A 22073-nucleotide genomic window follows, 5' to 3' on the forward strand; every position below is an offset into this window, starting at 1 on the left:
CTTTGCTGTATTAAATGTCCTTATATATGAAAACCAAACTGTTCAAGTTTTTTCAATACGCATATTTGTTTTTTGCAGTTGTATTTCTTTACGATGCTGTAAATAAATATATGACCGATGGTAGTATTGCTTACATGTCTTTATTATTGGCTGCTACGGCTGTTTTTATGTTTTTCTTCAGAAGAAAATTTAATAAAAGATTCGAGGATAAGGAGTAATTCACTCTATGGGAACCGAAGTTGTAATTATAATCATTTCTTTAATTTTATCGGCGTTTTTTTCAGGTATGGAAATCGCCTATGTGTCTTCGAACAAGATTCATATTGAAATTGAGAAAAAACAGTCTGGGGTTCTCGCTAAAGTCTTATCTAAATTAACTGCTAAACCTTCAAAGTTTATTACAACCATGCTTATTGGTAATAATATAGCATTGGTGGTTTATGGGTTTTTTATGGGCGATTTGTTGGTAAGCTGGTTTCAAGAATCGTTACTTCCATCAAATTATGCTGTTGTAAACTATTTGTTTGATGAGTTAAGTTTACTCTCGCAAACCATAATATCAACTTTAGTTATTTTAATTACAGCCGAGTTTTTACCAAAGGTATTTTTTCAAATCTATGCCAATACCTTATTAAAAGCATTGGCCTTACCTGCGTATGTATTTTACGTGCTATTCTCACTCGTGTCGCAATTTGTTATTTGGATTTCAGATTTTATTTTAAAACACGTTTTTAAAACCGAAGGCGACCAAGTACAATTAGCCTTTTCAAAAGTAGAATTAGGCCATTATATAAGCGAGCAAATGGAATCGGTAGAAGAGCATGATGAAGTCGATAACGAAATACAGATTTTTCAAAATGCGTTAGAGTTTTCCGATGTAAAAGCACGCGAAGTTATGGTGCCAAGAACCGAAATTGTTGCGGTAGATGTAAACGAAACGCCTAAACAACTTAACGCTCTTTTTACCGAAACAGGCTTTTCTAAAATACTCGTTTTTAAAGAAAATGTAGACGATATTTTAGGGTACATTCATTCGTTCGAGTTGTTTAAAAAACCTAAAACAATTAAGTCTATAATTTTGCCAGTTGAGTTTGTTCCAGAGACCATGCTGGTAAAAGACATTTTAAATGTGCTTATAAAAAAGCGCAAAAGTATGGCTGTTGTTTTAGATGAATACGGCGGAACTTCAGGGGTTATGACGGTGGAAGATATTGTAGAAGAACTTTTTGGTGAAATTGAAGACGAACACGATACCGTAGCATTAATAGAAGAAGTTGTTGGCAATGCGTACAAGTTTTCGGCACGATTAGAAGTCGATTATATTAACGAAACCTATAAGTTAGAACTTCCCGAAGGCGAAAACTACGAAACCTTAGGCGGATTAATTGTAGATCATACAGAAGAAATTCCTAAACAAAACGACATAGTTCTTATAGAACCATTTCAATTTACTATTTTAGAAGTGTCTAATACCAAAATAGACTTAGTCGAACTCAAAGTTTTACAAGAAGACTAAAATACTAACCCCTTAATAATTAAAGAGATTTTCTACTTTTATTATTAAATAGAAAATGGTATTTTCGCGCACGATAATTTTAATTCAACAAAGAAAAGAATGGCAGTTTTAAATAACATTAGAAAACGCGGACTATTTTTAATCATTATCATAGCATTAGCATTATTCTCATTTGTGTTAGCAGATTTGTTTAGAAATAGCGATGCCTTAATGAACAAATCCCAAAACGTTGTAGCTACCATAAACGGTAAAGATATTACTAGAGAAAGCTTTATGCAAAAGGTAGAAGCAGCCCAAAGACAAATGGGTGGAAACGGTACAACTACACAGGCAATGAATAGAGTGTGGAACCAAGAGCTAAGACAAGCCGTTTTACAAACTCAGTTTGAAGAGTTAGGATTAAGCATTGAGACAGATGAAATGAAAGACTTGCTAAGAACAAGTTTAGCAAACAATCCAAACTTTCAAAATGCCGCAGGACTTTTTGATGAGGCTAAAATGAACGAATATATTGCCAATTTAAAAGCCACTTCAGATGTAGCTTACCAACAATGGGTAGATTACGAAAACAGCATAGCAACAAACTCGTTACAGCAAGATTACTTCAATATGGTAAAAGCTGGAATGATGGGAACTGTTGCCGAAGGAGAATTAGAGTACAAACTTCAAAACGATAAAGTGGATATTAAATTTGTACAAGTACCTTACAGCGCTATTCCAGACAGTACAGTAGCCGTATCAAAATCTGAAATTAAAGCTTACGTACAAGATCATAAAAAAGAGTTTGAGGTTGAAGAAACAAGAGATGTACGTTACGTAAAATTTGAAGAAAAAGCATCTTTAGAAGATGAAAATAACATTAAAAAAGACCTTGCAAACCTTTTAAATGATAGCGTAGAATACAACGAAGTAACAAAAAGCAACGATACCATTAAAGGCTTTGCACATGTAACTAACAACAAATCTTACATTAACAGACACTCTGATATTAAATTTCAAGATCGTTTTCAGTTTAAATCAGAAATTTCTAAAACAATTGCCGATAGCGTTTATAACTTAAACGTAGGTGATGTTTACGGACCTTATAAAGACGCTGGTTATTTCAAATTAACAAAAGTAATTGAAACTAAAAACTTACCAGATTCTGCACAAGCAAGACATATTTTAATTCCTTTTGTAGGCGCATCTAGTGCTGGACCAGAAATAACACAAACAGAAACTCAAGCGAAAGCCACAGCAGACAGCCTATTAAACGAGTTGAAAAACGATTTATCTAAATTTGAAACTTTTGTAACTGAATTTTCTTCAGATCAAGGAAGTGTGGAAAAAGGAGGTAGATACGAGTACTTTAGCTACAATACCATGGTGCCAGCGTTTAGAGACTTTGTTTTTGAAAATGACAAAGGTGAATTAGGCGTTGTAAAATCACCATTTGGTTTCCATATTATCGAGGTAGAAGGACATAAAAACGAGCAAAAAGTACTTAAGTTAGGAACTATTGCCAGAGAAATTGAGCCTTCAGAAAAGACTATTGATAATGTATTTATGGATGTATCTAAATTTGAAATAGCCTTAGAAGATGGTGATTTTGAAACATTAGCTAAAGATAAAGAATACGTTATACGTCCAGTTAACGGAGTAAAAATTCTAGATGAAAATATTCCTGGATTATCAAGCCAAAGACCAATAGTGCGTTGGGCTTTTGAAGAAGGAACAAAAGTAGGCGATTATAAACGTTTTACAGTTCCTGGAGGTTATGCTGTTGTACAAGTTGTTGGTAAGCACGACGCTGGTTTAATGAATGCTGAAGAAGCTTCTGTAAAAGTATTACCAGTTTTAAGAAAACAGAAAAAAGCAGCACAAATAAGAGAACGCGTTACAGCAACTACATTACAAGATTTAGCATCGGCTGAAAGTACTTCTGTAAGATCTTCAATGGCAATTAACATGAAAAACCCAACCATATCTGGTGCAGGACAAGAGCCATTAGTAGTTGGACAAGCGTTTGCAATGGAAGAAGGTGAAACATCAAACTTAATTGATGGTGAAAAAGGTGTTTACATGATAGAGGTGACTAAGAAAACTCCTGCAGCCGATATGGATAACTACCAAGGATTCTCTTATCAAGTAGAGCAGCAAAAAGTAAACTCTGTAAACTCAACGTTATATAACGCTTTAAAAGATCAAGCAGAGATTGAAGATAATAGAGCGAACACAGTTCAGTAAAAACTGTTTAAAATATATTAAAAAGCCTCACAAATGTGAGGCTTTTTTTATAGAATTATATTATTGTAAGGAATAATAGTATGGTACCCTTTCTCAGAAAAATAGGGTGTTGGATCTGTTAAATACGATACTAAAATAAAATCGCCGCCCCAAGCCCCAAGACTTTTAATCGCACCATTAAAGTCTGGAAAAAGCCTTTCTTTAATAGGGGTTTCATTTAAAATAGTGCCAATAAGCGCTTCATGTTTCTCGACACATTCGTTAAATAACGAAATATTTGTAGCTGAAATTATTTCATTGGTTAGGTTATTAACTTTGGATATAACGTCATTTTTATTAAAGTCTTTAGCTCTGTAATGTTTAATGCCATCACGGCTATTCTGCTTTTTATTAAGATGAACAAAATACAGGTGATTCTTAAAACTTGGATTAAAGTTTATAGGTGAAATCGCTCGCTCATTTATACTTTTATGGGGATTACAAAATAACTGATATGTAATTGGTGTTTTAGCACTAGCACATGCAATATCGTAACCGCTTCCTCCAAAAGTTGCCTCGGAAAGTAAAAAAGGATCAACATTAGCCCATTGCGCTATATTATTAATTAGAGTAGACGAAGACCCTAAGCCCCAATCGCGAGGAAATGTTAGGTGACTTTCTACACGATGTCCTGTGATTAAAAAATCAGGATTCAATATTTTAGCTTCGTTTAATAGTAAAAGCAACCATGTTGTAGTTTCATCTTTATTGGAAGCTTTAACTTTTCCATTAGCTAACCGAAATGTGTTTTCGTACCAAAGCGTATTGTTGTTATCAAAACTTTTCCATGAAATAACATTTGTAGCTTTACTATTGTTAACCTGAAGAGATTGCCCAAAACGTGTTGGTAAAGCCAAAGCTTTGGCGCCATCTAATACCAAATATTCGGCAGTTAATAAGAGTTTTCCTTGACTATGAAATGTTTTCATTAAGAACGAATTTTTTCAATAGCGTCTACAACAGCACTATGGGTTACCGTGTGGTTTTTAAAATACTGAATAAGTTGTTTTTTTTCGTTTTCGGTAGCTTCAAATTGATTGAGGATATTCATTAAATGCATTTTCATGTGGCCTTCTTGAATACCTGTTGTTGTTAACGAACGAAGAGCCGCAAAATTTTGAGCTAAACCGGCAACAGCTACAATTTGCATAAGATCTTTAGCAGAAGGTTTGTGTAACAACTCTAAAGATAATTTAACTAACGGATGTAAACTGGTTAAACCACCTACAGTACCTAAAGCTAAAGGTATTTCAATCCAAAACGTGAATTGTCCATTGTCTATTTTGGCATGTGTTAAACTTTTGTATTGTCCGTCTTTGGCAGCGTAAGCATGAACGCCAGCCTCAACAGCCCTAAAATCATTACCTGTGGCTAGTACAACAGCATCAATACCGTTCATAATACCTTTATTGTGTGTTACAGCACGATACGGTTCTACTTCGGCAATGTTTACAGCTTGAACAAACTTGTTGGCAAATTCTTCAGGATTTATATCATTATTTTCGGTGAGTTTTTCAATAGGACAACTAACTTCGGCCTTAACTAAACATTCTGGGACATAGTTTGATAGTATGCTCATAATAATTTCAATGTGCTTTTCATCATCATTAAAATCAGCAAAGGTTAGTGCTTGTTCTTTAAAGGTTTTGGCAAACTCTTCTAAACAAGAGTTAATAAAATTTGCGCCCATGGCATCCAATGTTTCAAAGGTGACATGTAATTGAAAATAGCCATCAATATCGGCTGTTTTATCACGTAATTCAATATCTAAAATACCACCGCCACGTTTTTGCATGTTTTTGGTAATGTGTTTGGTAGCATTTAGTAATTTTGGTTTTACAGTATTGAAAAATTGATGTAGTGTCGTTTTGTTGCCGTGATAATTAAAATGAACTTGACCAATTTTTATGGTAGAAATAACTTCTGCTTTAAAACCACCACGATCAAACCAAAACTTAGCCGCTTTACTAGCTGCAGCAACAACCGAACTTTCCTCAATAGCCATAGGGATAGTATGAACTTTTCCATTGATTAAAAAGTTAGGAGCAACACCAAGCGGTAAGTAATAATTTGTAATGGTGTTTTCTATAAACTCGTCGTGAAGTTTTTGTAGTTTTTCGTTAGTGTTCCAATATTGTTTAATAATGTTTTTAGCATTTTCATTGTGGCTAAAATAGGTGTCGACAATCCAATCTATTTTTTCAGATTTAGATAACCTTGAGAAACCCGATATTGATTTGTTCATAGTATTGTAAACTCTTGCGTATTGAGTGTTAAGTGTTTGTTTTTAAGCTGTTTATTTTGATTGAGCTAAGGCAGCTTTATTTTTAAAGAATTAAGCTTAATTACAAAGATACTATTTCTTGGGTACTATTCTTAAGATGTTAAACTTATAAATAGCCTATTAAACTGTTAATATCTACGGTTTTTTGAGGATTTTTTAGTAAACTTGACATCATTTTGAAAAAAAATAAGAATTAATGAAATTTATGAGGTTTTTGTCGCTATTTTTCTTCTTTGCGACATGTATAGCAACTGCACAAAATAAAGAAATAACCCTATCTGAAATTTGGAATGGCACATTTAGAACAGAACGTATGGATGCGTTACATTCTATGAAAAATGGGCAACAATATTCTGTGTTAAATTTTGATAGGTATTCTCGTTCTACATCTATAGATGTGTACGATTACAAAACACTTTCAAAAGTAAAAACACTTGTAAGTTCTGCATCAATAAAAGAAATCGATTACTTTACCAATTATACTTTTAGTAACGATGAGAGCAAAGTGCTTTTAGCTACCAATGTAGAATCTGTTTACAGACATTCAACTTTAGGAAAGTATTATGTTTATAACCTTACTTCGGGAGAAGTAACTTTAATTGCCGAAAAGAGAATTCAGGAACCAACCTTTTCTCCAGATGGTAGCAAAGTAGTTTACGGGTATAACAATAATCTTTTTATTAAAGACTTAATTTCTGGAGATACTAAGCAGATTACTTTTGATGGTGAAAAAAACAAAATAATAAACGGTATAACAGATTGGGTTTATGAAGAAGAATTTGCTTTTGTAAGGGCTTTCGAGTGGAATAAATCAAGCGATAGAATAGTCTTTATTAGGTTTGATGAAACTAATGTACCACAATTCTCTATGGATGTTTTTGGTACACAACTTTATCCAGAAGAACAAGAGTTTAAATACCCAAAAGCAGGAGAGGCCAATTCTGTTGTATCCCTTCATTTGTATGATGTGAATAAAGAAACACTTGCCGAAATTAACGTAGGAAAAACATATAACGATTTTTATATTCCTAGAATTAAATGGTCTGAAAATGAAGATGTATTAAGCGCACAATACATGAATCGTCATCAAAACGAACTAGATTTATGGTTTATTAATACTAAAAAAGATACCGCAAAGTTAGTGCTTGCAGAAACCGACAAAGCGTATGTAGATATTACAGATAACCTTACATTTTTGAATGATAATAGCTTTATTTGGACAAGTGAAAAAGATGGGTTTAATCATATATATCACTACAGTAAAGAAGGCGATTTAATTAACCAAGTAACTAACGGAACATGGGAAGTAACTGCCTATTATGGATATGATGAAAAATCGAAAAAAATATTTTATCAATCTACAGAAAATGGTTCTATCAATAGAGATGTGTATTCAATAAAATTGAACGGTAGAAGCAAAGAGCGGTTAACAAAAAGTACAGGTACAAACAGCGCTGCATTTAGTGCCGATTTCTCTTACTTTATAAACACCTTTTCTAGTGCCACGACACCACCAGAATATACATTAAACAACGCTGAGTCTGGCGATGTCATTAAGAGTATTAAAGACAATGATAAATTAGCTAGTAAAGTTTTAAATTATAAAACATCTGAAAAAGAATTCACAACTATAAACGTAAATGGTAACGACTTAAATATGTGGCTAATTAAGCCTGCCGATTTTGATGAAAATAAGCAGTATCCCTTATTTATGTACCAGTATTCGGGACCTGGATCGCAACAAGTTGCAAACCGCTGGAATAGCTCAAACGATTATTGGTACCAAATGTTAGCACAAAAAGGTTATATTGTAGCCTGTGTTGATGGTCGTGGAACAGGTTATAAAGGTGCTGAATTTAAAAAAGTAACTCAAAAACAACTAGGGAAATACGAAGTAGAAGACCAAATAGCAGCCGCTAAAAAATTAGGCGAACGTTCTTACATTGATGCTTCTAGAATTGGAATTTGGGGATGGAGTTACGGTGGCTTTATGAGTAGCAATGCCTTGTTTAAAGGTAACGATGTGTTTAAAATGGCTATTGCTGTTGCCCCTGTAACGAGTTGGAGGTTTTACGACTCTGTTTATACAGAACGTTACATGACCACGCCACAAGAAAACCCAGGTGGTTACGATAATAATTCGCCATTAAGTCATGTAGACAAGTTAAAAGGAGACTTTTTACTAATACACGGTTCGGCAGATGATAATGTGCATTTACAAAATACCATGCGTATGGTGGAAGCCTTAATACAAGCCGATAAACAATTTGAATGGATGATTTATCCAGATAAAAACCATAGTATTTATGGAGGTAATACAAGGTTACATTTGTATAAAAAAATGACCAACTTTATCGATAAAACTTTAGGAGATAAGATTCAAAATCAGCTAGATGAGGATGAAGTAAACATAAAATCATAAAAAACGAATAACTAACTAATACAACTATATATGTCAACTCAGGGAAATACAATAAAACAAAAAGAACTATTTGGACACCCGGTAGGATTGTACGTTTTGTTTTTTACAGAGATGTGGGAGCGTTTTTCTTACTACGGAATGCGTGCTATTCTGGTGCTCTATTTAGTAGCTCAAACAACCGATGAAAATGCTGGTTTAGGATGGACCAATGCTGAAGCTTTAGCGCTTTATGGATGGTACACTATGCTAGTTTATGTAGCTTCTATCCCTGGCGGATGGATTGCTGATAAACTATTAGGGCAGAAAAAATCGGTGTTATATGGAGGAATCCTATTAGTCGCAGGTCATAGTGTTTTGGCTATCGAAGAAATGTGGGCATTCTATACAGGGCTTGGGTTAATTATTGCTGGAGTTGGTATGTTAAAACCAAACATTTCTACTATGGTTGGTGGTTTATACAAAAAAGGAGACATTAGACGAGATAAAGGGTTTACCATTTTTTACATAGGAATTAATGTAGGGGCATTTTTATCTAGTTTAATAGTTGGTTATGTTGGTGAAGTTCATGGTTGGCATTATGGCTTTGGATTAGCAGGTATTGGAATGGCTTTAGGTTTATTGCAATACGTCTTAGGACAAAAGCATTTAAAGTATGTTGGGAATTTTATAGGAACCTCTGAAAATGCAGAAGATAAAGAAGCCATGAATAGACCATTAACCAAAATAGAAAAAGATAGAATAGTCGTATTGCTTATCTCTTTTTTATTGGTAATTGTGTTTTGGGGCGCTTTTGAACAAGCAGGAGGTCTTATGAATATTTATGCTATGGATAATACTAATAGGATGTTGATGGGCTGGGAAGTTCCTGCCTCTTGGTTTCAATCTTTAAACGCCATGTTTATTATTTTTCTTGGAACTACCGTAGCAGGGTTTTGGGCAAAAAGAAAGTTGGAAGGAAAAGTAGCAACATCATTATTTAAAATGATTATTGGTTTAATTATTATGGGAACTGGCTTTTTCTTTATGTCTGCAGCTTCTGCTCAATTAGAAAGTACAGGAACTTCTGCTATGTATTGGTTGGTGCTAGCTTATTTATTTCATACTGTAGGAGAGCTGTGTATATCACCAGTAGCATTGTCTTATATTACCAAATTAGCACCTTTAAAATACGCCTCTTTAATGATGGGGGTATTTTTTGCAATGACAGGACTTGGTAACAAGTTAGCTGGATTATTAGGTGAATCAGCATCAAAGTTTGGTGAATTTACCATATTTACTGGAATCGCAGTATTTTGTATTGCTTTTGGCGCAATAGTAATGTTATTCAGAAAAAAATTAGAAGTTCTAACCCATGGAGTTGAAGATGATGAAAGAGATATGAACGACGAGCTTCCTGAAGGGTACGAACTAGCCGATGAAAAAATTAACTAATAACAATCTAACCAATTATGAATACCGACGCAGAAAATTTATTTAAGGATAAAGTCTTAGGTCACCCAGCAGGCCTTTTTGTATTGTTTTTTACCGAAATGTGGGAGCGTTTTTCGTTTTACGGAATGCGTGTGCTTTTGGTAAACTTTTTAACGTATGCTGTAGTAGGTGCTAACCCTGGTTGGGGATGGTCGGCAGAAAATGCCGGAGCACTTTTTGGTACTTATGCCATGCTTTTATATATCACACCTATTGTAGGTGGGATTATAGCAGATAAGCTTACAGGCTATCGTTGGGCTGTTGTAATAGGGGCTTTAGTTATGACCTTAGGTCATGCGTCTATGGCTCTAGAAACGGAGTTTTCGCTATACCTAGGCCTAGGATTGTTAGTTATAGGTACAGGTTTTTTTAAGCCAAATATTACCTCTATTATTTCAGAAATGTATAAAAAGCATCCCGAAAAGAAAGATGGTGCTTATACCATTTTTTATATGGGTGTAAATGCAGGCGCATTCTTTGGAATGATGCTTTGTGGTTATTTAGCCGAGAAAATAGGGTGGTCTTACGGATTTGGTCTAGCCGGTATTTTTATGTTATTAGGAACACTTCAGTTTTACTTCTCTAAAAACTTATTTGGCAAAATAGGCGTTAAACCTACCAAGGTTCATGAAGTTGAAGATGTACAAGACGCCGATAATTCTATAGCTGAAATAGATGAGGAAGAAGAGGTCGAAAAACCAAACCCGTTTACAACTTTAGATAAAATTTTAATCGTTATATGTTCGGTGGTTGGATTGGGTTATGCTATTAATGACCCAATGTCTAAAATTGCTGGAATAGATATGTTTTCTGCATTAGAAATGGGTGGTTTCGAAGGACAATATACAGCGGTTTTATTTGCATTAGCATTATTCTTATTTTTAGTTATAGGGCGTATTTTAAGATACTCAGCCATAGTAAGGGATCGTATGATTGCCTTTATAGTGTTTGCCTTTTTTACAGTATTTTTCTGGTTATCGTTTGAGCAAGGCGCTTCATCTTTAGTATTATTTGCTAGAGATAATGTGGATAGAGTGTTAGAAGGAAACTCTGCCATGGCTTTTAATGTAGTAAATGCCTTACTAACCGTGATTCCTTTATTAATAATTACGTATGTGTTGTATGATTTATGGAAGAAAACATTCCGGAAAATACCTTATTCAAACATTGTTTTGGTAATCTGTTTTCTATTTATGTGGGGTATTGTTGCCTGGATGTTACAAAGAGAATTTACAGCAGAAGTTTCTGAGATTACCGTATCATGGTTTAGTATTTTAAATTCATTCTTTATTATTGTGTTTGCCTCATTATTTTCAAAGTGGTTTGAAAGTAAATACAATCCTTCTGCTGCATCAAAATATGCTTTAGGACTTATTGTTATGGCGATAGGGTTCGGGTTGTTAGCTTTCGGGTCTTATGGAATAGAAGAAGGTGTTAAGGTAAGTATGATATGGTTAATTCTAGCTTACTTGTTCCATACTTTAGGAGAATTATGTTTATCTCCTGTAGGACTGTCTTATGTAAGTAAATTAGTGCCGGCAAGAATGATTGCCCTTATGTTTGGTATGTGGTATTTGGCCATCGCTATAGGTAATAAGCTAGCCGCTGTACTAGGAGGACAAATTGAAAACATTACAAAAGAGTATAGTCTTTCTACATTCTTCTTAATTTTTACCATTGTACCGCTTGTAGCTGGACTACTTGTATGGGCTTTAAATCCTGTGATGAAAAAATTAATGCATGGTGTGCGTTAAACTATAAAACCGTTAAAAAAAAATAAAATGCTCCATTCTTGGAGCATTTTTTGTAAGTTAGGAACAACTTTTGCAACAAAAAAACTATGAGAACACATATTACAATTCTAATCGTTTCACTACTGTTTGTCGGGAATCTTTGGGCACAAGAAATTAATTGGGTGTCTTTAGAAGAGGCTGTAGAACTTCAAAAGAAAAATCCAAAAAAAATCATTTTAGATGCTTATACCAAATGGTGTGGTCCATGTAAAATGTTAGATAGAAACACCTTTAGCAATAAAGATGTTGCTGCCTATATTAATGAACATTATTATGCGGTAAAGTTTAATGCCGAAGGAAATGAAGAGATAACGTTTAAGGACAACACATTTACAAACCCTAATTACGATCCTGCAAAAGCCAACAGACGTAATTCACCGCATCAATTATCACGATATTTTAGTATAAGGTCGTATCCAACATTGGTATTTCTTGATGAAAATGCCAATTTGTTAGCGCCAATTATTGGCTATAAAACGCCACAACAATTAGAGTTGTATTTAAAACTATTTAAAGACAATAAGCATACCGATATGAATACGCAAGAAAAATTTAATGCGTATTATAAAGCATTTAAACCTGAGTTTAGTAATTAATTTTAGGTTGATGTTTTAAAATAAAAGCTCCTTTTTCATAAGTATAATGGAAAGGGAGTTTTTGTTTTTTACAGGTTGTTTTCCAGCGTGCCACATAAGACTTGTAATTGCTACCATCTGCAATAATAAGTTTGGGTTTAATCGAGTCTATTAAACGAGTTAAGTTTATTTTAGGCGAGTTTCTTAGTAAAATAATATCAGGAATTAGTGTCTTAGTGTTGTAAACTCCTATGCTATCAACAATAAGAAGTAGTTGGTCATTTATTTGATAAATAGGATTTATGGAATCATATTCTGTCATAGAAATATGTGCACCAACCCGGTAGTTTTTAAGAAACTTTTGCGTTTTGATGGCTTCTGATTTTAGGTTGTGATTAATGGTTAGCAAATCATTCGACTTTTTTCCTATTATACTATGTCTGCTTTTATGAAACACAATAAACTCATGGGTGCTTGTGTGGTATTTTTCGTAGAGAAACGTTAGTTGTAATATTAACACGCTTATTAAAAAAGGGATAACTAAGTTAGATTTGTTTTTTGAAGTAATTAGGAAATAAGAAACCACGATTAGTAAATACGTTGCAATAACTTGAGGAAATTCAAAAGAAATATCATCAAAAAAGAAGGCTTCTTGTTTAGCTACCCAAGCCACTAACTTATTTATTTGGGAAATAAGCCAACTATATATGTCGGGCAATAGCGGGATATTAATGTTTACTAAAGCAAAAAATATAATTAAAATGCCAAGGGCTAGAATACATCCTAAAAACGGAATAATTACAATGTTTGAAATAAAAAACAGCCCTGGAAATTGATGAAAATAAAACAAAGCAATTGGCGCAACGCCTAGTTGTGCTGCAAATGAAACGGTAATAACGTTCCACATAAGTTTATCAAAAGCCCATTTTGGTGTATAGAGGTTGTAAAAAACAGGTTGAAATGCTACAATAGCAATAACGGCTAAGTAACTTAATTGAAAACCAACATCAAATAAAAATAGGGGTTTTACTAAAAGTAAAATAAAAGCCGAGATAGCTAAAATATTGTAAATGTTAGTGGGTTTTCTCAAGTTTATAGAAATTGCCACAGCCGTAAACATAGTAACAGCTCTCACAACAGAAGCCGATAATCCTGCAATTATAGCAAAACTCCATAAACACAATAAAATAACTATTATTTTAATAAATTTTCCCTGTTTTAAATACTCTAATAGGCGTAAAACAAAATTTAAAATAAGTAAAACGATACCAACATGTAATCCAGAAACAGCTAAAATATGAACTGCGCCAGCATGGGTGTAATTAGTATAAATGTCTTTATTAATATGTTGTCGTTGTCCTAACAAAAGGGCATTGGTTATAGCGAGTACGTCTTGGTTAAATTCATAGTGTTTAAGTTGTTTATTTATCTGTCGCCTTATTTTGTAAGCGATACCATAAATAGATGTTTTGTGTAATGTGTCAAGCTTTATAAGATTCTTATTACTACTAAATATTTGATGGTATACGTACGATTTTTCTAAATATTCTTTATAGTTAAATTGAAATGGATTTAATGGTTCGTTAATTTGTTTTAAGCTGGTTCTTGAGGTATAAACGGCATCAACATGTATAGCGTTATTTTGTATGCTATCTTTTGCAACATTAAGTAGTATTTTACCAATAACTGGTTTGTCGTTAATAGTAAGAACATTAGCGATGTATTTGTTGTAATAGGCTCCTGGTTTAAGTACTTCTCTAATTTTAAATGTTACTGTAGAAACTTCGTTGCGATTAGTTTTTATTAGGTGAACATAATGATTTTGCGACATTTTTTCATTATGAAAGTTTACTGTAGCCATCCCTAGGAAGAACGTTGTGAAATAGCTTATTAAGCCAAACCAAATAGTTTTCTTAAATAAATGTTTGCTAATGAAATAAGTTAGTATGAAAAGAGAGAAACTTAAACCAAGAATTAGATATGTAAGATGATTAGAGATGTTTAGAAAAACACCTGCAGAAATACCTATAATTAGTACAAGAAGTAATCTTACAATAACAAAATCTAGCAACTTCATGCGTTAAGTTACTAAAAATAAGATTAATATATGTTATAGGACGCGTCTGGCTTGTACAAAAGCAAAATACCAATATTTTTCAGAAAGCTTAGACGTAATAACACCACGACTAGTCGTAGAGTGAATAAACTCCACATAACCTGGTCGCGTATTTGTTACAATCCCTACGTGGTTAACTTTACGACTATTTTTTCTTGTCGCAAAAAAGAGTAAATCGCCTTTTTGGACATCTTTTAAATCAATCCAATTGCCATGAGTAGATAAACTAGAGGTTGTTCTTGGTAATAGAATATCTTCACTTTTAAAAGCTGTAGTAACAAGCCCAGAACAATCCATGCCGCGTTTTGTGTTACCGCCATATTTATACCTAACTCCATGGTAAGTTTCGGCTTCAGCTATAATATTATTTATAGTTGTATTCGAGCTTGTAGAAGCTGTATAAGTTTTAGATGAAGTAGTCGTAGTTGTTTTGGGAGAGCTATTTTTAGTAGTTGTATGCTTACTTTTTTTTGTAACTACTTTGGTGCCTTTGGTTGACTTACAGGAAACTAAAGTAAGTGCCACAATACACAACAGGTAAAATGTGTTCTTCATGAATTAAGAAATCTTTTCGTAGATGAGTTGAGCTGTTTTTTTACTGGCGCCTTTTCCGCCTAATTTTTTCTCAAGCTCATAATAGTTTATAAAAAACTTAGTGCGCTCATAGTCGTCTAAAATAAGATCAAGTTCAGCTTTTAATCGTTTTTTATTAAAGTCGTTTTGAATTAACTCGGTAACCACTTCTTTATCCATAATAAGGTTAACTAAAGAAATGTATTTAATGTGTTTAACCAATCGTTTTCCAATTTGATATGAAATCCAACTACCTTTATAGCAAACAACTTCGGGAACTTTAAATAAGGCCGTTTCTAAAGTTGCCGTTCCAGAAGTTACTAAGGCTGCTGTGGAAACACTTAATAAATCGTAAGTTCTGTTAGAAACAAAGTGGACATTAGATTTTTTAAGAAATGGTTTGTAAAACTCGTAGTCTTGACTTGGAGCTCCAGCAATAACAAATTGATAGTTTGGATAGTCGTTACTAACGTCAAGCATAACCGAGAGCATTTTTTTAATTTCTTGCTTCCGGCTTCCGGGTAGTAAAGCGATGATGGGCTTTTCGTTTAATTCGTGTTTCGCGCGAAAATCGTATTCATCAATTTGAGTTCTATTGGAAATAGCATCTATTAATGGATGACCAACAAAATGAACAGGAAACCCATGTTTTTTCTCGTAAAAGTCTTTTTCAAACGGAAGAATCACATACATTTCATCAATATCTCTTTTAATGGCTTTAATTCTGTTTTCTTTCCATGCCCAAATTTGAGGTGAAATGTAATAGTGTGTTTTGTAGCCTAAGGCTTTAGCCCATTTAGCAATACGAAGATTAAATCCTGGATAATCAATAAAAATAATAACATCTGGATGATATGCTTCAATATCTTTTTTACAGAACGACAGATTTTTGGTTATGGTTCTTAGGTTCATAATAACTTCTACAAACCCCATAAACGCTAAATCTTTATAATGTTTGATTAAGTTGTCGCTTACATTTTGCATTAAGTCGCCACCCCAAAACCTAAACTCGGCATTAACATCTTGTTTAAGTAATGCTTTCATTAGGTTGGAGCCATGTAAATCTCCCGAAGCTTCGCCTGCAATAATGTAGTACTTCATTATTTAAAATGCTTATAAGAATTTAATGATAAACGTTAAAACAGCTGCAAAAAGAGTAGCTAACAAAACGCCTCTTGCTCGGTATTCTTGTTTCTTTTTTAAAAATATAAAAAAAGCTAATAGATTTAAAACAGCACCAAAACTAATTAATTGACTAATCGAGCCATGAGAAATAGCGGCGTTTAGTGTTTCCCAAAACGGACGGTTGCTATTATAAAATAATGTAGCCATAAATAAACCAATTATATTGGCAATTAAGCCAACTACGAATCCGATAATAATATCTTTTTTATTCATTAAAATTCCACGAGTTTAAAGTTTGAATAGTATGATGTGCAGTTAAATCAAATTGTACAGGAACAATAGAAACATAATTGTTGTTTAAAGCCCATTCATCGGTATCTTCACCATTGTCAAGATTAACAAATTTTCCTGTTAGCCAATAATAATCTTTGCCAAGAGGTGTTTGTCGTTTGTCAAATTCTTCAACCCAATTAGCTTTGGCTTGTCTGCACACTTTTATGCCTTTAATGTCATTAAAAGGTGTGTTTGGAAAATTAACATTTAATACAGTATCTTTAGGAATACCTTCGTTTAGCGCTTTTTTAACAATTTTAGTGGCAAAATGTTTGGCGGCTTCAAAATTAGCATTGTAATTATAGTCGCATAACGAAAACCCAATAGCGGGAATGCCTTCTATACCTGCTTCTAAAGCAGCACTCATGGTGCCAGAATAAATAACGTTGATTGAGGAGTTAGAACCATGATTTATGCCAGAAACACAAATGTCGGGCTTACGGTTTAAAATTTCTCTAACAGCAAGTTTTACACAATCAGCAGGTGTGCCAGAACAACTATACTCAGTTTGCGAACCATCGTCTATAGTAACACGTTCTAAATGTAATGTAGAATTTACTGTTATGGCGTGTCCCATACCGCTTTGTGGGCTATCTGGTGCAACAACAACAACCTCGCCTATAGTTTTCATGGCAGTAATTAATGTGCGAATACCAGGAGCTGTTATGCCATCATCATTAGTGACTAGTATAAGAGGTTTTTTGGGCATTTTAAAGGCATTTAATTTATCAAGCTAAAATACATAAAATCTATTGTAAACTATGATTTTATCTTGTTTAACAAAAAATTAGTGCCAATAGGTTTTATTGGCATGGTTTTTTCTTTAATTTAGTAATCTTATAAACTTAATTTAATATAAGTTTTCCGGCCTTTTTATTAAGCCAAATTAGTGTAAAAAATGATGATAAGACTTATGAGAAGAAATTATAAAATTTTGATGTTGGTGTTGTTGTTAGCATTCGCATCATGCAGCTTTACGTCTAAAACCTTCGATAACCCTGATAGAGACAAATTATTAGTTCAGGTGATTACTTATGTGCTTGAACGCGGACATTTCGACCCTAAAGAGTTAAACGATAGTTTTTCTGAAGAGGTTTACCAAGATTATTTAGACCAGATAGACCCACTAAAACGTTATTTTCTAAAATCAGATATTAAGGAATTTGAAGCCTATAAGTATCAAATAGACGATCAATTAAAACAGTTTGATATTTCGTTCTTTAACTTAACCAACGAACGGTTAATGAAACGCATTGAAGAAGCTAAAGTTATTTATAAAGATGTTTTAGAGAAGCCTTTTGATTATTCGGTAGATGAAGCCTATAGTTCTGATTACGAAAATCAAGATTATGCAAAAAATAGTCGCCAATTAAAAGAGCGTTGGAGAAAACAGCTTAAATTTAGCAACTTAGCTAATTACGATGCCTTAATGCAAGAGCAGAAAAACTTAGAGGAAGATGAATCTGATGCTTCAGAAAAAGTTGTAAAAAAATCAGCAGCTGAAATAGAAAAGGAAGCCAGAGAGGAAACCTTAGAGTCTATCGATTTGTATTTTAATGACTATATAGACGATTTACAACGAAAAGATTGGTTTGCTATGTATGTTAATTCAATTGTTGAAGAGTTCGATCCGCATACCTTTTATTTTGCTCCAGAAGATAAAGATCGTTTCGATCAACAAATGTCTGGGAAATTGGAAGGTATAGGGGCGAGACTTCAAAAGCGTATGGATAACACCAAAATAGTCGAGCTTATTTCTGGTGGGCCAGCATGGCGAGGGAAAGAACTGGAAGTTGGCGATGTTATTATGAAAGTACGTCAAGAAGATGAAGATCAGCCAGTAAATATTGTTGGCATGCGATTAGACGACGCCATAAAATTAATTAAAGGTCCTAAAGGCACTAAGGTAATTTTAACAGTAAAAAAAGTAGATGGAACGGTGGAAGATATCACTATAACTAGAGATGTTGTAGAACTAGAAGAAACTTATGCCAAATCGTCTATAGTTAAGAAAAACGATAAAACATTTGCGGTAATTAATCTGCCTAAGTTTTATGTGGATTTTGAAAATTACAAAAACAGAAATGCTGCTTCAGATATTAAAAAAGAAATCGAACGCCTTAAAGAAGCTGGTATGGAAGGCTTGGTGTTAGACTTAAGAAATAATGGAGGTGGTTCACTACAAACCGTTGTAGATATTGCTGGATTGTTTATAAAAGACGGTCCAATTGTTCAAGTAAGATCTACAGGCGAACCTAAAGAGGTTTTAAAAGATAAAGACAAATCTATTATTTGGGATGGACCTTTAGTTATTATGGTAAACGAACTGTCAGCCTCAGCATCAGAGATTTTAGCAGCAGCCATGCAAGATTATAAAAGAGCTATTATTATAGGAAGCAGACAAACCTATGGCAAAGGAACGGTGCAAAATATTTTTGACTTAAACCGAATTGTTAAAAACAATAGAAATGGCGATTTAGGCGCGCTTAAATTAACCACACAAAAGTTTTATCGTGTAAGTGGCGGATCGACACAATTGGAAGGTGTTAAAAGTGATGTTGTTGTGCCAGATAGATATTCTTACATTGATATAGGAGAGAAAGATCAGGAAAATCCATTACCATACGATAAAATTGCTTCTGTAGAACATACCTATTGGGATAATTATTACGATTATGACAACGCTATTAAAAACAGCGAACAACGTATGATTAATAATGAGCAGCTAAAACTTATTAATGAAAACGCTTTATGGGTTAAAGAACGAATGGATGAAACGCATCATTCATTAAATTATAATGCTTATAAAGCTAAACTAGATGAAAACGAAAAAATAGCTGAGCGTTTTGATAAACTTAACGATTACAAAACAAACTTGACGTTTGAGTCGTTACCTTACGAGCAAAATATGTTTTTAAAAGACACCGTTTTAAAAGATAAACGCGATCGTTGGCATAAAAGCTTGAGTAAAGACGTGTACATAGAAGAGGCCTTGAATGTTTTAGAAGACTTAAAGCTTTCCTACTCTATAAATAAAGTAGCTACGGTAAAGGACTAAGACTTTTATGAGTCGCGAATCAAATTCATTAACAGCATTAGCGCTCCAAAAATTCAAACGTAATTTTTGGGGCGTTTTTAGTTTCCTATTTGTGGTTCTAATAGGGCTAATTTCAATATTTGCTTACGTTGTTGCGCCAGATAATTCGGAGCATGCAAACCAAATGCATCTTTCTATACATTCAAAAAATCCTGGATTTAAAGTTGATATGTTAACTGTTCCATCGGCAGTAAATACAAATCAAAATACTTTTAATGAATGGTTTTTTGGAGTGAAAAATTTAGATGAAGAAATTCCTATTTCATATTATAACATACAAAACGACACGCTTTTTTATAAAGAATATGTATCTGATGGATTAGAGGCAGAAGAAAAGCACATCGTATTCTCTTCAGGAAAGTTAAAACCTTATGTGAAACAAAAAACCTTTCTTTTTGGGACTGATAAATATGGAAGAGATATGTTAAGCCGTATTTTAGTAGGCGCAAGAATTTCTTTTTTTATCGGTTTTGTAGCGGTCTTTATTTCTTTAGTTGTGGGCATTTTATTAGGAAGCCTTGCTGGGTATTATGGCGGTAAAGTTGATGCTGTAATTATGTGGTTAATAAATGTAACATGGTCTATACCTACATTACTGTTAGTAATAGCAATAACCTTAGCATTAGGCAAAGGGTTTTGGCAAGTTTTTATAGCAGTTGGGTTAACCATGTGGGTAGAAGTGGCACGTGTGGTTAGAGGGCAAGTAATGAGTGCGAAAAATATGCAGTATATAACGGCAGCAAAAGCTTTGGGGTATAAAGACGTTAGAATAATACTTAAGCATATATTACCTAATATTATGGCGCCAGTTATTGTAATTTCAGCTGCTAATTTTGCAGCAGCCATTTTAATTGAAAGCGGATTGAGTTTTTTAGGGATTGGCGCACAACCACCAATGGCAAGTTGGGGCGCTATGATAAAAGATCACTATAATTATATTATTCTTGGGAAACCTTATTTAGCATTAATTCCTGGATTGTGTATTATGAGTTTGGTTATGGCGTTTATGCTTATAGGAAATGCATTGCGAGATGCTTTGGAAGTGAAAACTTAAAAAGGTTATTAAAGGTTAAGAAGGTTTAATAGAATTATTAATATCCTCAATATAATTTAAAAGCTCATCTTTACCCATATCTTTTGTAGAGGAAGTTATAAAGTGGTTTGGCATCTCCTCCCAGTATTCTAGCATGATGGTTCTGTAATCGTTAATATGGTTTTCTATGGCTTTAGGTCTTAGTTTATCAGCCTTTGTGAAAATAATAGAAAACGGAATCATGTTTTCGCCTAGCCATTGCATGAATTCTAAATCGATTGGCTGAGGTTTATGTCTAATATCTACTAAAACAAAGGCGCTAACCAGTTGTTTGCGTTTTTCAAAATACTGTGTAATAAACTTTTGAAATGTTTTTTTAGTGCTCTTTGAAACTCGCGCATAGCCATAACCGGGTAAATCAACTAAATGCCAATTTTTATTAATTAAAAAGTGATTAATTAATTGTGTTTTTCCAGGTTTTCCAGAGGTTTTGGCGAGCTTTTTTCGGTTAGTAAGCATATTTATCAACGACGACTTGCCTACGTTACTTCGTCCAATAAAAGCGTACTCCGGTAAATTTGTATTTGGACATTTACTGACTTCAGAATTACTTATAACAAACTCTGCTGTTTTAATTTCCATGGTTGCTTTTTTAAAACTGCCTTTTTGTAAGCCACTTTTCAAGAATACTATTAAATTCTTCTGGGTGTTCCATCATAGCAGCGTGACCACATTTGTCTATCCAAAATAAATCAGAATCTGGTAAAAGCTCGTTAAATTCTTCGGCCACTTCAGGAGGTGTTACCGTATCGTTTTTGCCCCAAATAATACAAGTTGGTGTATGCATATTTGGGAGGTCTTTAGACATGTTGTGTCTAATCGCACTTTTAGCAATGGCAAGTGTTTTTATTAGTTTATTTCGGTCGTTAACCGTTTCGTAAACTTCGTCTACAATCTCTTTAGTAGCAACTTCAGGATCGTAAAATACATCTTGCGCTTTCTTTTTAATAACTTCGTAATCGCTACGTTTTGTGTAGCCACTTCCCATAGCGCTTTCATAAAGCCCCGAACTTCCAGTTATAATAAGAGCTTTGACTTTTTTAGGAAACATTTTTGTGTGGTAAAGACCTATGTGTCCACCAAGCGAGTTACCTAATAAAATAACTTCATCAAATCCTTTGAATTCAATAAAATCATGTAAATACTTGGCAAAGCTTTTTACATTGGTTTTTAATAAGGACATGGTGTATATAGGGAGTTCAGGAATAATAACTTTATACCCTTTTTGGCTAAAGTGTGAAGTAACAGAGTCGAAATTACTTAATCCGCCCATCAACCCATGAAGCACGATAATAGGTGTGCCTTCTCCGACTTCTATGTAGCTGTAATCTTTCTCTTTTTTTAGTCTATGCGCCATTAATCAGTTAGTCTTTTCGTAAAAAACAAATATAGTCAAATCATTCAAAAAATC

The 22073-nt window shown here is 33.7% G+C and carries 18 protein-coding genes; 9 read left to right on the forward strand and 9 right to left on the reverse strand.

Annotation, left to right across the window (positions count from 1 at the left end; all coding sequences use genetic code 11):
* Nucleotides 1-26: 26 nt before the first annotated feature.
* The 3 genes from R3L15_RS01335 (at nt 27) to R3L15_RS01345 (ending at nt 3742) form a co-directional block, all read left to right on the forward strand.
* Nucleotides 27-218 (forward strand): hypothetical protein, encoded by a 192-nt coding sequence (locus R3L15_RS01335; protein WP_125466924.1) that lies wholly within the window; start codon nt 27-29, stop codon nt 216-218.
* Nucleotides 219-226: 8 nt separating this feature from the next.
* Nucleotides 227-1516 carry a hemolysin family protein gene (locus R3L15_RS01340; protein WP_338732790.1) on the forward strand — a complete coding sequence of 430 codons (1290 nt, stop codon included), beginning with the start codon at nt 227-229 and terminating at the stop codon, nt 1514-1516.
* A gap of 99 nt (nt 1517-1615) precedes the next feature.
* The gene (locus R3L15_RS01345; protein WP_338732792.1) at nt 1616-3742 is read left to right on the forward strand and encodes a peptidylprolyl isomerase; all 2127 of its coding nucleotides are present in this window, start codon (nt 1616-1618) and stop codon (nt 3740-3742) included.
* 47 nt (nt 3743-3789) lie between these two features.
* Here the strand turns inward: R3L15_RS01345 and R3L15_RS01350 are convergent, their stop codons facing one another.
* On the reverse strand, nt 3790-4710 hold the full coding sequence (locus tag R3L15_RS01350) for a GYDIA family GHMP kinase (protein WP_338732793.1): 921 nt from the start codon (nt 4708-4710) through the stop codon (nt 3790-3792).
* On the reverse strand, nt 4710-6026 hold the full coding sequence (locus R3L15_RS01355; RefSeq protein WP_338732794.1) for a hydroxymethylglutaryl-CoA reductase, degradative: 1317 nt from the start codon (nt 6024-6026) through the stop codon (nt 4710-4712). The genes R3L15_RS01350 and R3L15_RS01355 overlap by 1 nt, the downstream gene beginning before the upstream one ends.
* Before the next feature lie 235 nt (nt 6027-6261).
* Between R3L15_RS01355 and R3L15_RS01360 the strand changes: the two genes are divergently transcribed.
* From R3L15_RS01360 to R3L15_RS01375, 4 genes are all read left to right on the forward strand, one after another.
* Entirely contained in the window at nt 6262-8487 is a 2226-nt protein-coding gene (locus R3L15_RS01360; protein ID WP_338732795.1) for a S9 family peptidase, read from the forward strand.
* 30 nt (nt 8488-8517) lie between these two features.
* Nucleotides 8518-9918, forward strand: a complete 1401-nt coding sequence (locus R3L15_RS01365; protein ID WP_338732796.1) for a peptide MFS transporter — start codon at nt 8518-8520, stop codon at nt 9916-9918.
* Nucleotides 9919-9935: 17 nt separating this feature from the next.
* Nucleotides 9936-11711, forward strand: coding sequence for a peptide MFS transporter (locus tag R3L15_RS01370; protein WP_338732797.1), 1776 nt, complete (start codon nt 9936-9938; stop codon nt 11709-11711).
* A gap of 86 nt (nt 11712-11797) precedes the next feature.
* A complete protein-coding gene (locus tag R3L15_RS01375) occupies nt 11798-12346 on the forward strand; it encodes a thioredoxin fold domain-containing protein (RefSeq protein WP_338732798.1) in 549 nt (182 codons plus the stop codon).
* On the opposite strand, the gene R3L15_RS01380 is transcribed toward R3L15_RS01375, so the two are convergent.
* The 5 genes from R3L15_RS01380 to surE are packed head-to-tail and all read right to left on the reverse strand — an operon-like array spanning nt 12336 to nt 17181.
* A complete protein-coding gene (locus R3L15_RS01380) occupies nt 12336-14402 on the reverse strand; it encodes a ComEC/Rec2 family competence protein (protein WP_338732799.1) in 2067 nt (688 codons plus the stop codon). The two genes, R3L15_RS01375 and R3L15_RS01380, sit on opposite strands and share 11 nt — an antisense overlap.
* A gap of 33 nt (nt 14403-14435) precedes the next feature.
* Entirely contained in the window at nt 14436-14996 is a 561-nt protein-coding gene (locus R3L15_RS01385) for a C40 family peptidase (protein WP_338732800.1), read from the reverse strand.
* Nucleotides 14997-14999: 3 nt separating this feature from the next.
* Nucleotides 15000-16115: a lipid-A-disaccharide synthase gene (lpxB, locus tag R3L15_RS01390; protein ID WP_338732801.1), complete on the reverse strand. Its 1116-nt coding sequence runs from the start codon at nt 16113-16115 to the stop codon at nt 15000-15002.
* A 12-nt stretch (nt 16116-16127) separates the two neighbouring features.
* Entirely contained in the window at nt 16128-16412 is a 285-nt protein-coding gene (locus R3L15_RS01395; RefSeq protein WP_125466936.1) for a hypothetical protein, read from the reverse strand.
* The gene (gene surE / locus R3L15_RS01400; RefSeq protein ID WP_338732803.1) at nt 16405-17181 is read right to left on the reverse strand and encodes a 5'/3'-nucleotidase SurE; all 777 of its coding nucleotides are present in this window, start codon (nt 17179-17181) and stop codon (nt 16405-16407) included. Before surE ends, R3L15_RS01395 begins: the two co-directional genes overlap by 8 nt.
* Nucleotides 17182-17385: 204 nt before the next feature.
* Between surE and R3L15_RS01405 the strand changes: the two genes are divergently transcribed.
* A complete protein-coding gene (locus tag R3L15_RS01405) occupies nt 17386-19530 on the forward strand; it encodes a carboxy terminal-processing peptidase (protein WP_338734099.1) in 2145 nt (714 codons plus the stop codon).
* A gap of 7 nt (nt 19531-19537) precedes the next feature.
* Nucleotides 19538-20623 (forward strand): ABC transporter permease, encoded by a 1086-nt coding sequence (locus tag R3L15_RS01410; protein ID WP_338732804.1) that lies wholly within the window; start codon nt 19538-19540, stop codon nt 20621-20623.
* A 15-nt stretch (nt 20624-20638) separates the two neighbouring features.
* Here the strand turns inward: R3L15_RS01410 and yihA are convergent, their stop codons facing one another.
* Nucleotides 20639-21244 (reverse strand): ribosome biogenesis GTP-binding protein YihA/YsxC, encoded by a 606-nt coding sequence (gene yihA / locus R3L15_RS01415; protein ID WP_338732805.1) that lies wholly within the window; start codon nt 21242-21244, stop codon nt 20639-20641.
* Nucleotides 21245-21254: 10 nt separating this feature from the next.
* Complete coding sequence (locus tag R3L15_RS01420) at nt 21255-22019, reverse strand: alpha/beta hydrolase (protein ID WP_338732807.1); 765 nt, start codon at nt 22017-22019, stop codon at nt 21255-21257.
* Between the last annotated feature and the right edge of the window lie 54 nt (nt 22020-22073).

It is taken from the genome of Mangrovimonas cancribranchiae (assembly GCF_037126245.1).
Classification (GTDB): domain Bacteria; phylum Bacteroidota; class Bacteroidia; order Flavobacteriales; family Flavobacteriaceae; genus Mangrovimonas; species Mangrovimonas cancribranchiae.

Bases quoted from the DNA above. Each gene is read 5' to 3' on its own strand.
- R3L15_RS01335 (WP_125466924.1), top strand. From the start codon at position 27: ATGAAAACCAAACTGTTCAAGTTTTTTCAATACGCATATTTGTTTTTT.
- R3L15_RS01340 (WP_338732790.1), top strand. From the start codon at position 227: ATGGGAACCGAAGTTGTAATTATAATCATTTCTTTAATTTTATCGGCG.
- R3L15_RS01345 (WP_338732792.1), top strand. From the start codon at position 1,616: ATGGCAGTTTTAAATAACATTAGAAAACGCGGACTATTTTTAATCATT.
- R3L15_RS01350 (WP_338732793.1), bottom strand. From the start codon at position 4,710: ATGAAAACATTTCATAGTCAAGGAAAACTCTTATTAACTGCCGAATAT.
- R3L15_RS01355 (WP_338732794.1), bottom strand. From the start codon at position 6,026: ATGAACAAATCAATATCGGGTTTCTCAAGGTTATCTAAATCTGAAAAA.
- R3L15_RS01360 (WP_338732795.1), top strand. From the start codon at position 6,262: ATGAAATTTATGAGGTTTTTGTCGCTATTTTTCTTCTTTGCGACATGT.
- R3L15_RS01365 (WP_338732796.1), top strand. From the start codon at position 8,518: ATGTCAACTCAGGGAAATACAATAAAACAAAAAGAACTATTTGGACAC.
- R3L15_RS01370 (WP_338732797.1), top strand. From the start codon at position 9,936: ATGAATACCGACGCAGAAAATTTATTTAAGGATAAAGTCTTAGGTCAC.
- R3L15_RS01375 (WP_338732798.1), top strand. From the start codon at position 11,798: ATGAGAACACATATTACAATTCTAATCGTTTCACTACTGTTTGTCGGG.
- R3L15_RS01380 (WP_338732799.1), bottom strand. From the start codon at position 14,402: ATGAAGTTGCTAGATTTTGTTATTGTAAGATTACTTCTTGTACTAATT.
- R3L15_RS01385 (WP_338732800.1), bottom strand. From the start codon at position 14,996: ATGAAGAACACATTTTACCTGTTGTGTATTGTGGCACTTACTTTAGTT.
- lpxB (WP_338732801.1), bottom strand. From the start codon at position 16,115: ATGAAGTACTACATTATTGCAGGCGAAGCTTCGGGAGATTTACATGGC.
- R3L15_RS01395 (WP_125466936.1), bottom strand. From the start codon at position 16,412: ATGAATAAAAAAGATATTATTATCGGATTCGTAGTTGGCTTAATTGCC.
- surE (WP_338732803.1), bottom strand. From the start codon at position 17,181: ATGCCCAAAAAACCTCTTATACTAGTCACTAATGATGATGGCATAACA.
- R3L15_RS01405 (WP_338734099.1), top strand. From the start codon at position 17,386: ATGAGAAGAAATTATAAAATTTTGATGTTGGTGTTGTTGTTAGCATTC.
- R3L15_RS01410 (WP_338732804.1), top strand. From the start codon at position 19,538: ATGAGTCGCGAATCAAATTCATTAACAGCATTAGCGCTCCAAAAATTC.
- yihA (WP_338732805.1), bottom strand. From the start codon at position 21,244: ATGGAAATTAAAACAGCAGAGTTTGTTATAAGTAATTCTGAAGTCAGT.
- R3L15_RS01420 (WP_338732807.1), bottom strand. From the start codon at position 22,019: ATGGCGCATAGACTAAAAAAAGAGAAAGATTACAGCTACATAGAAGTC.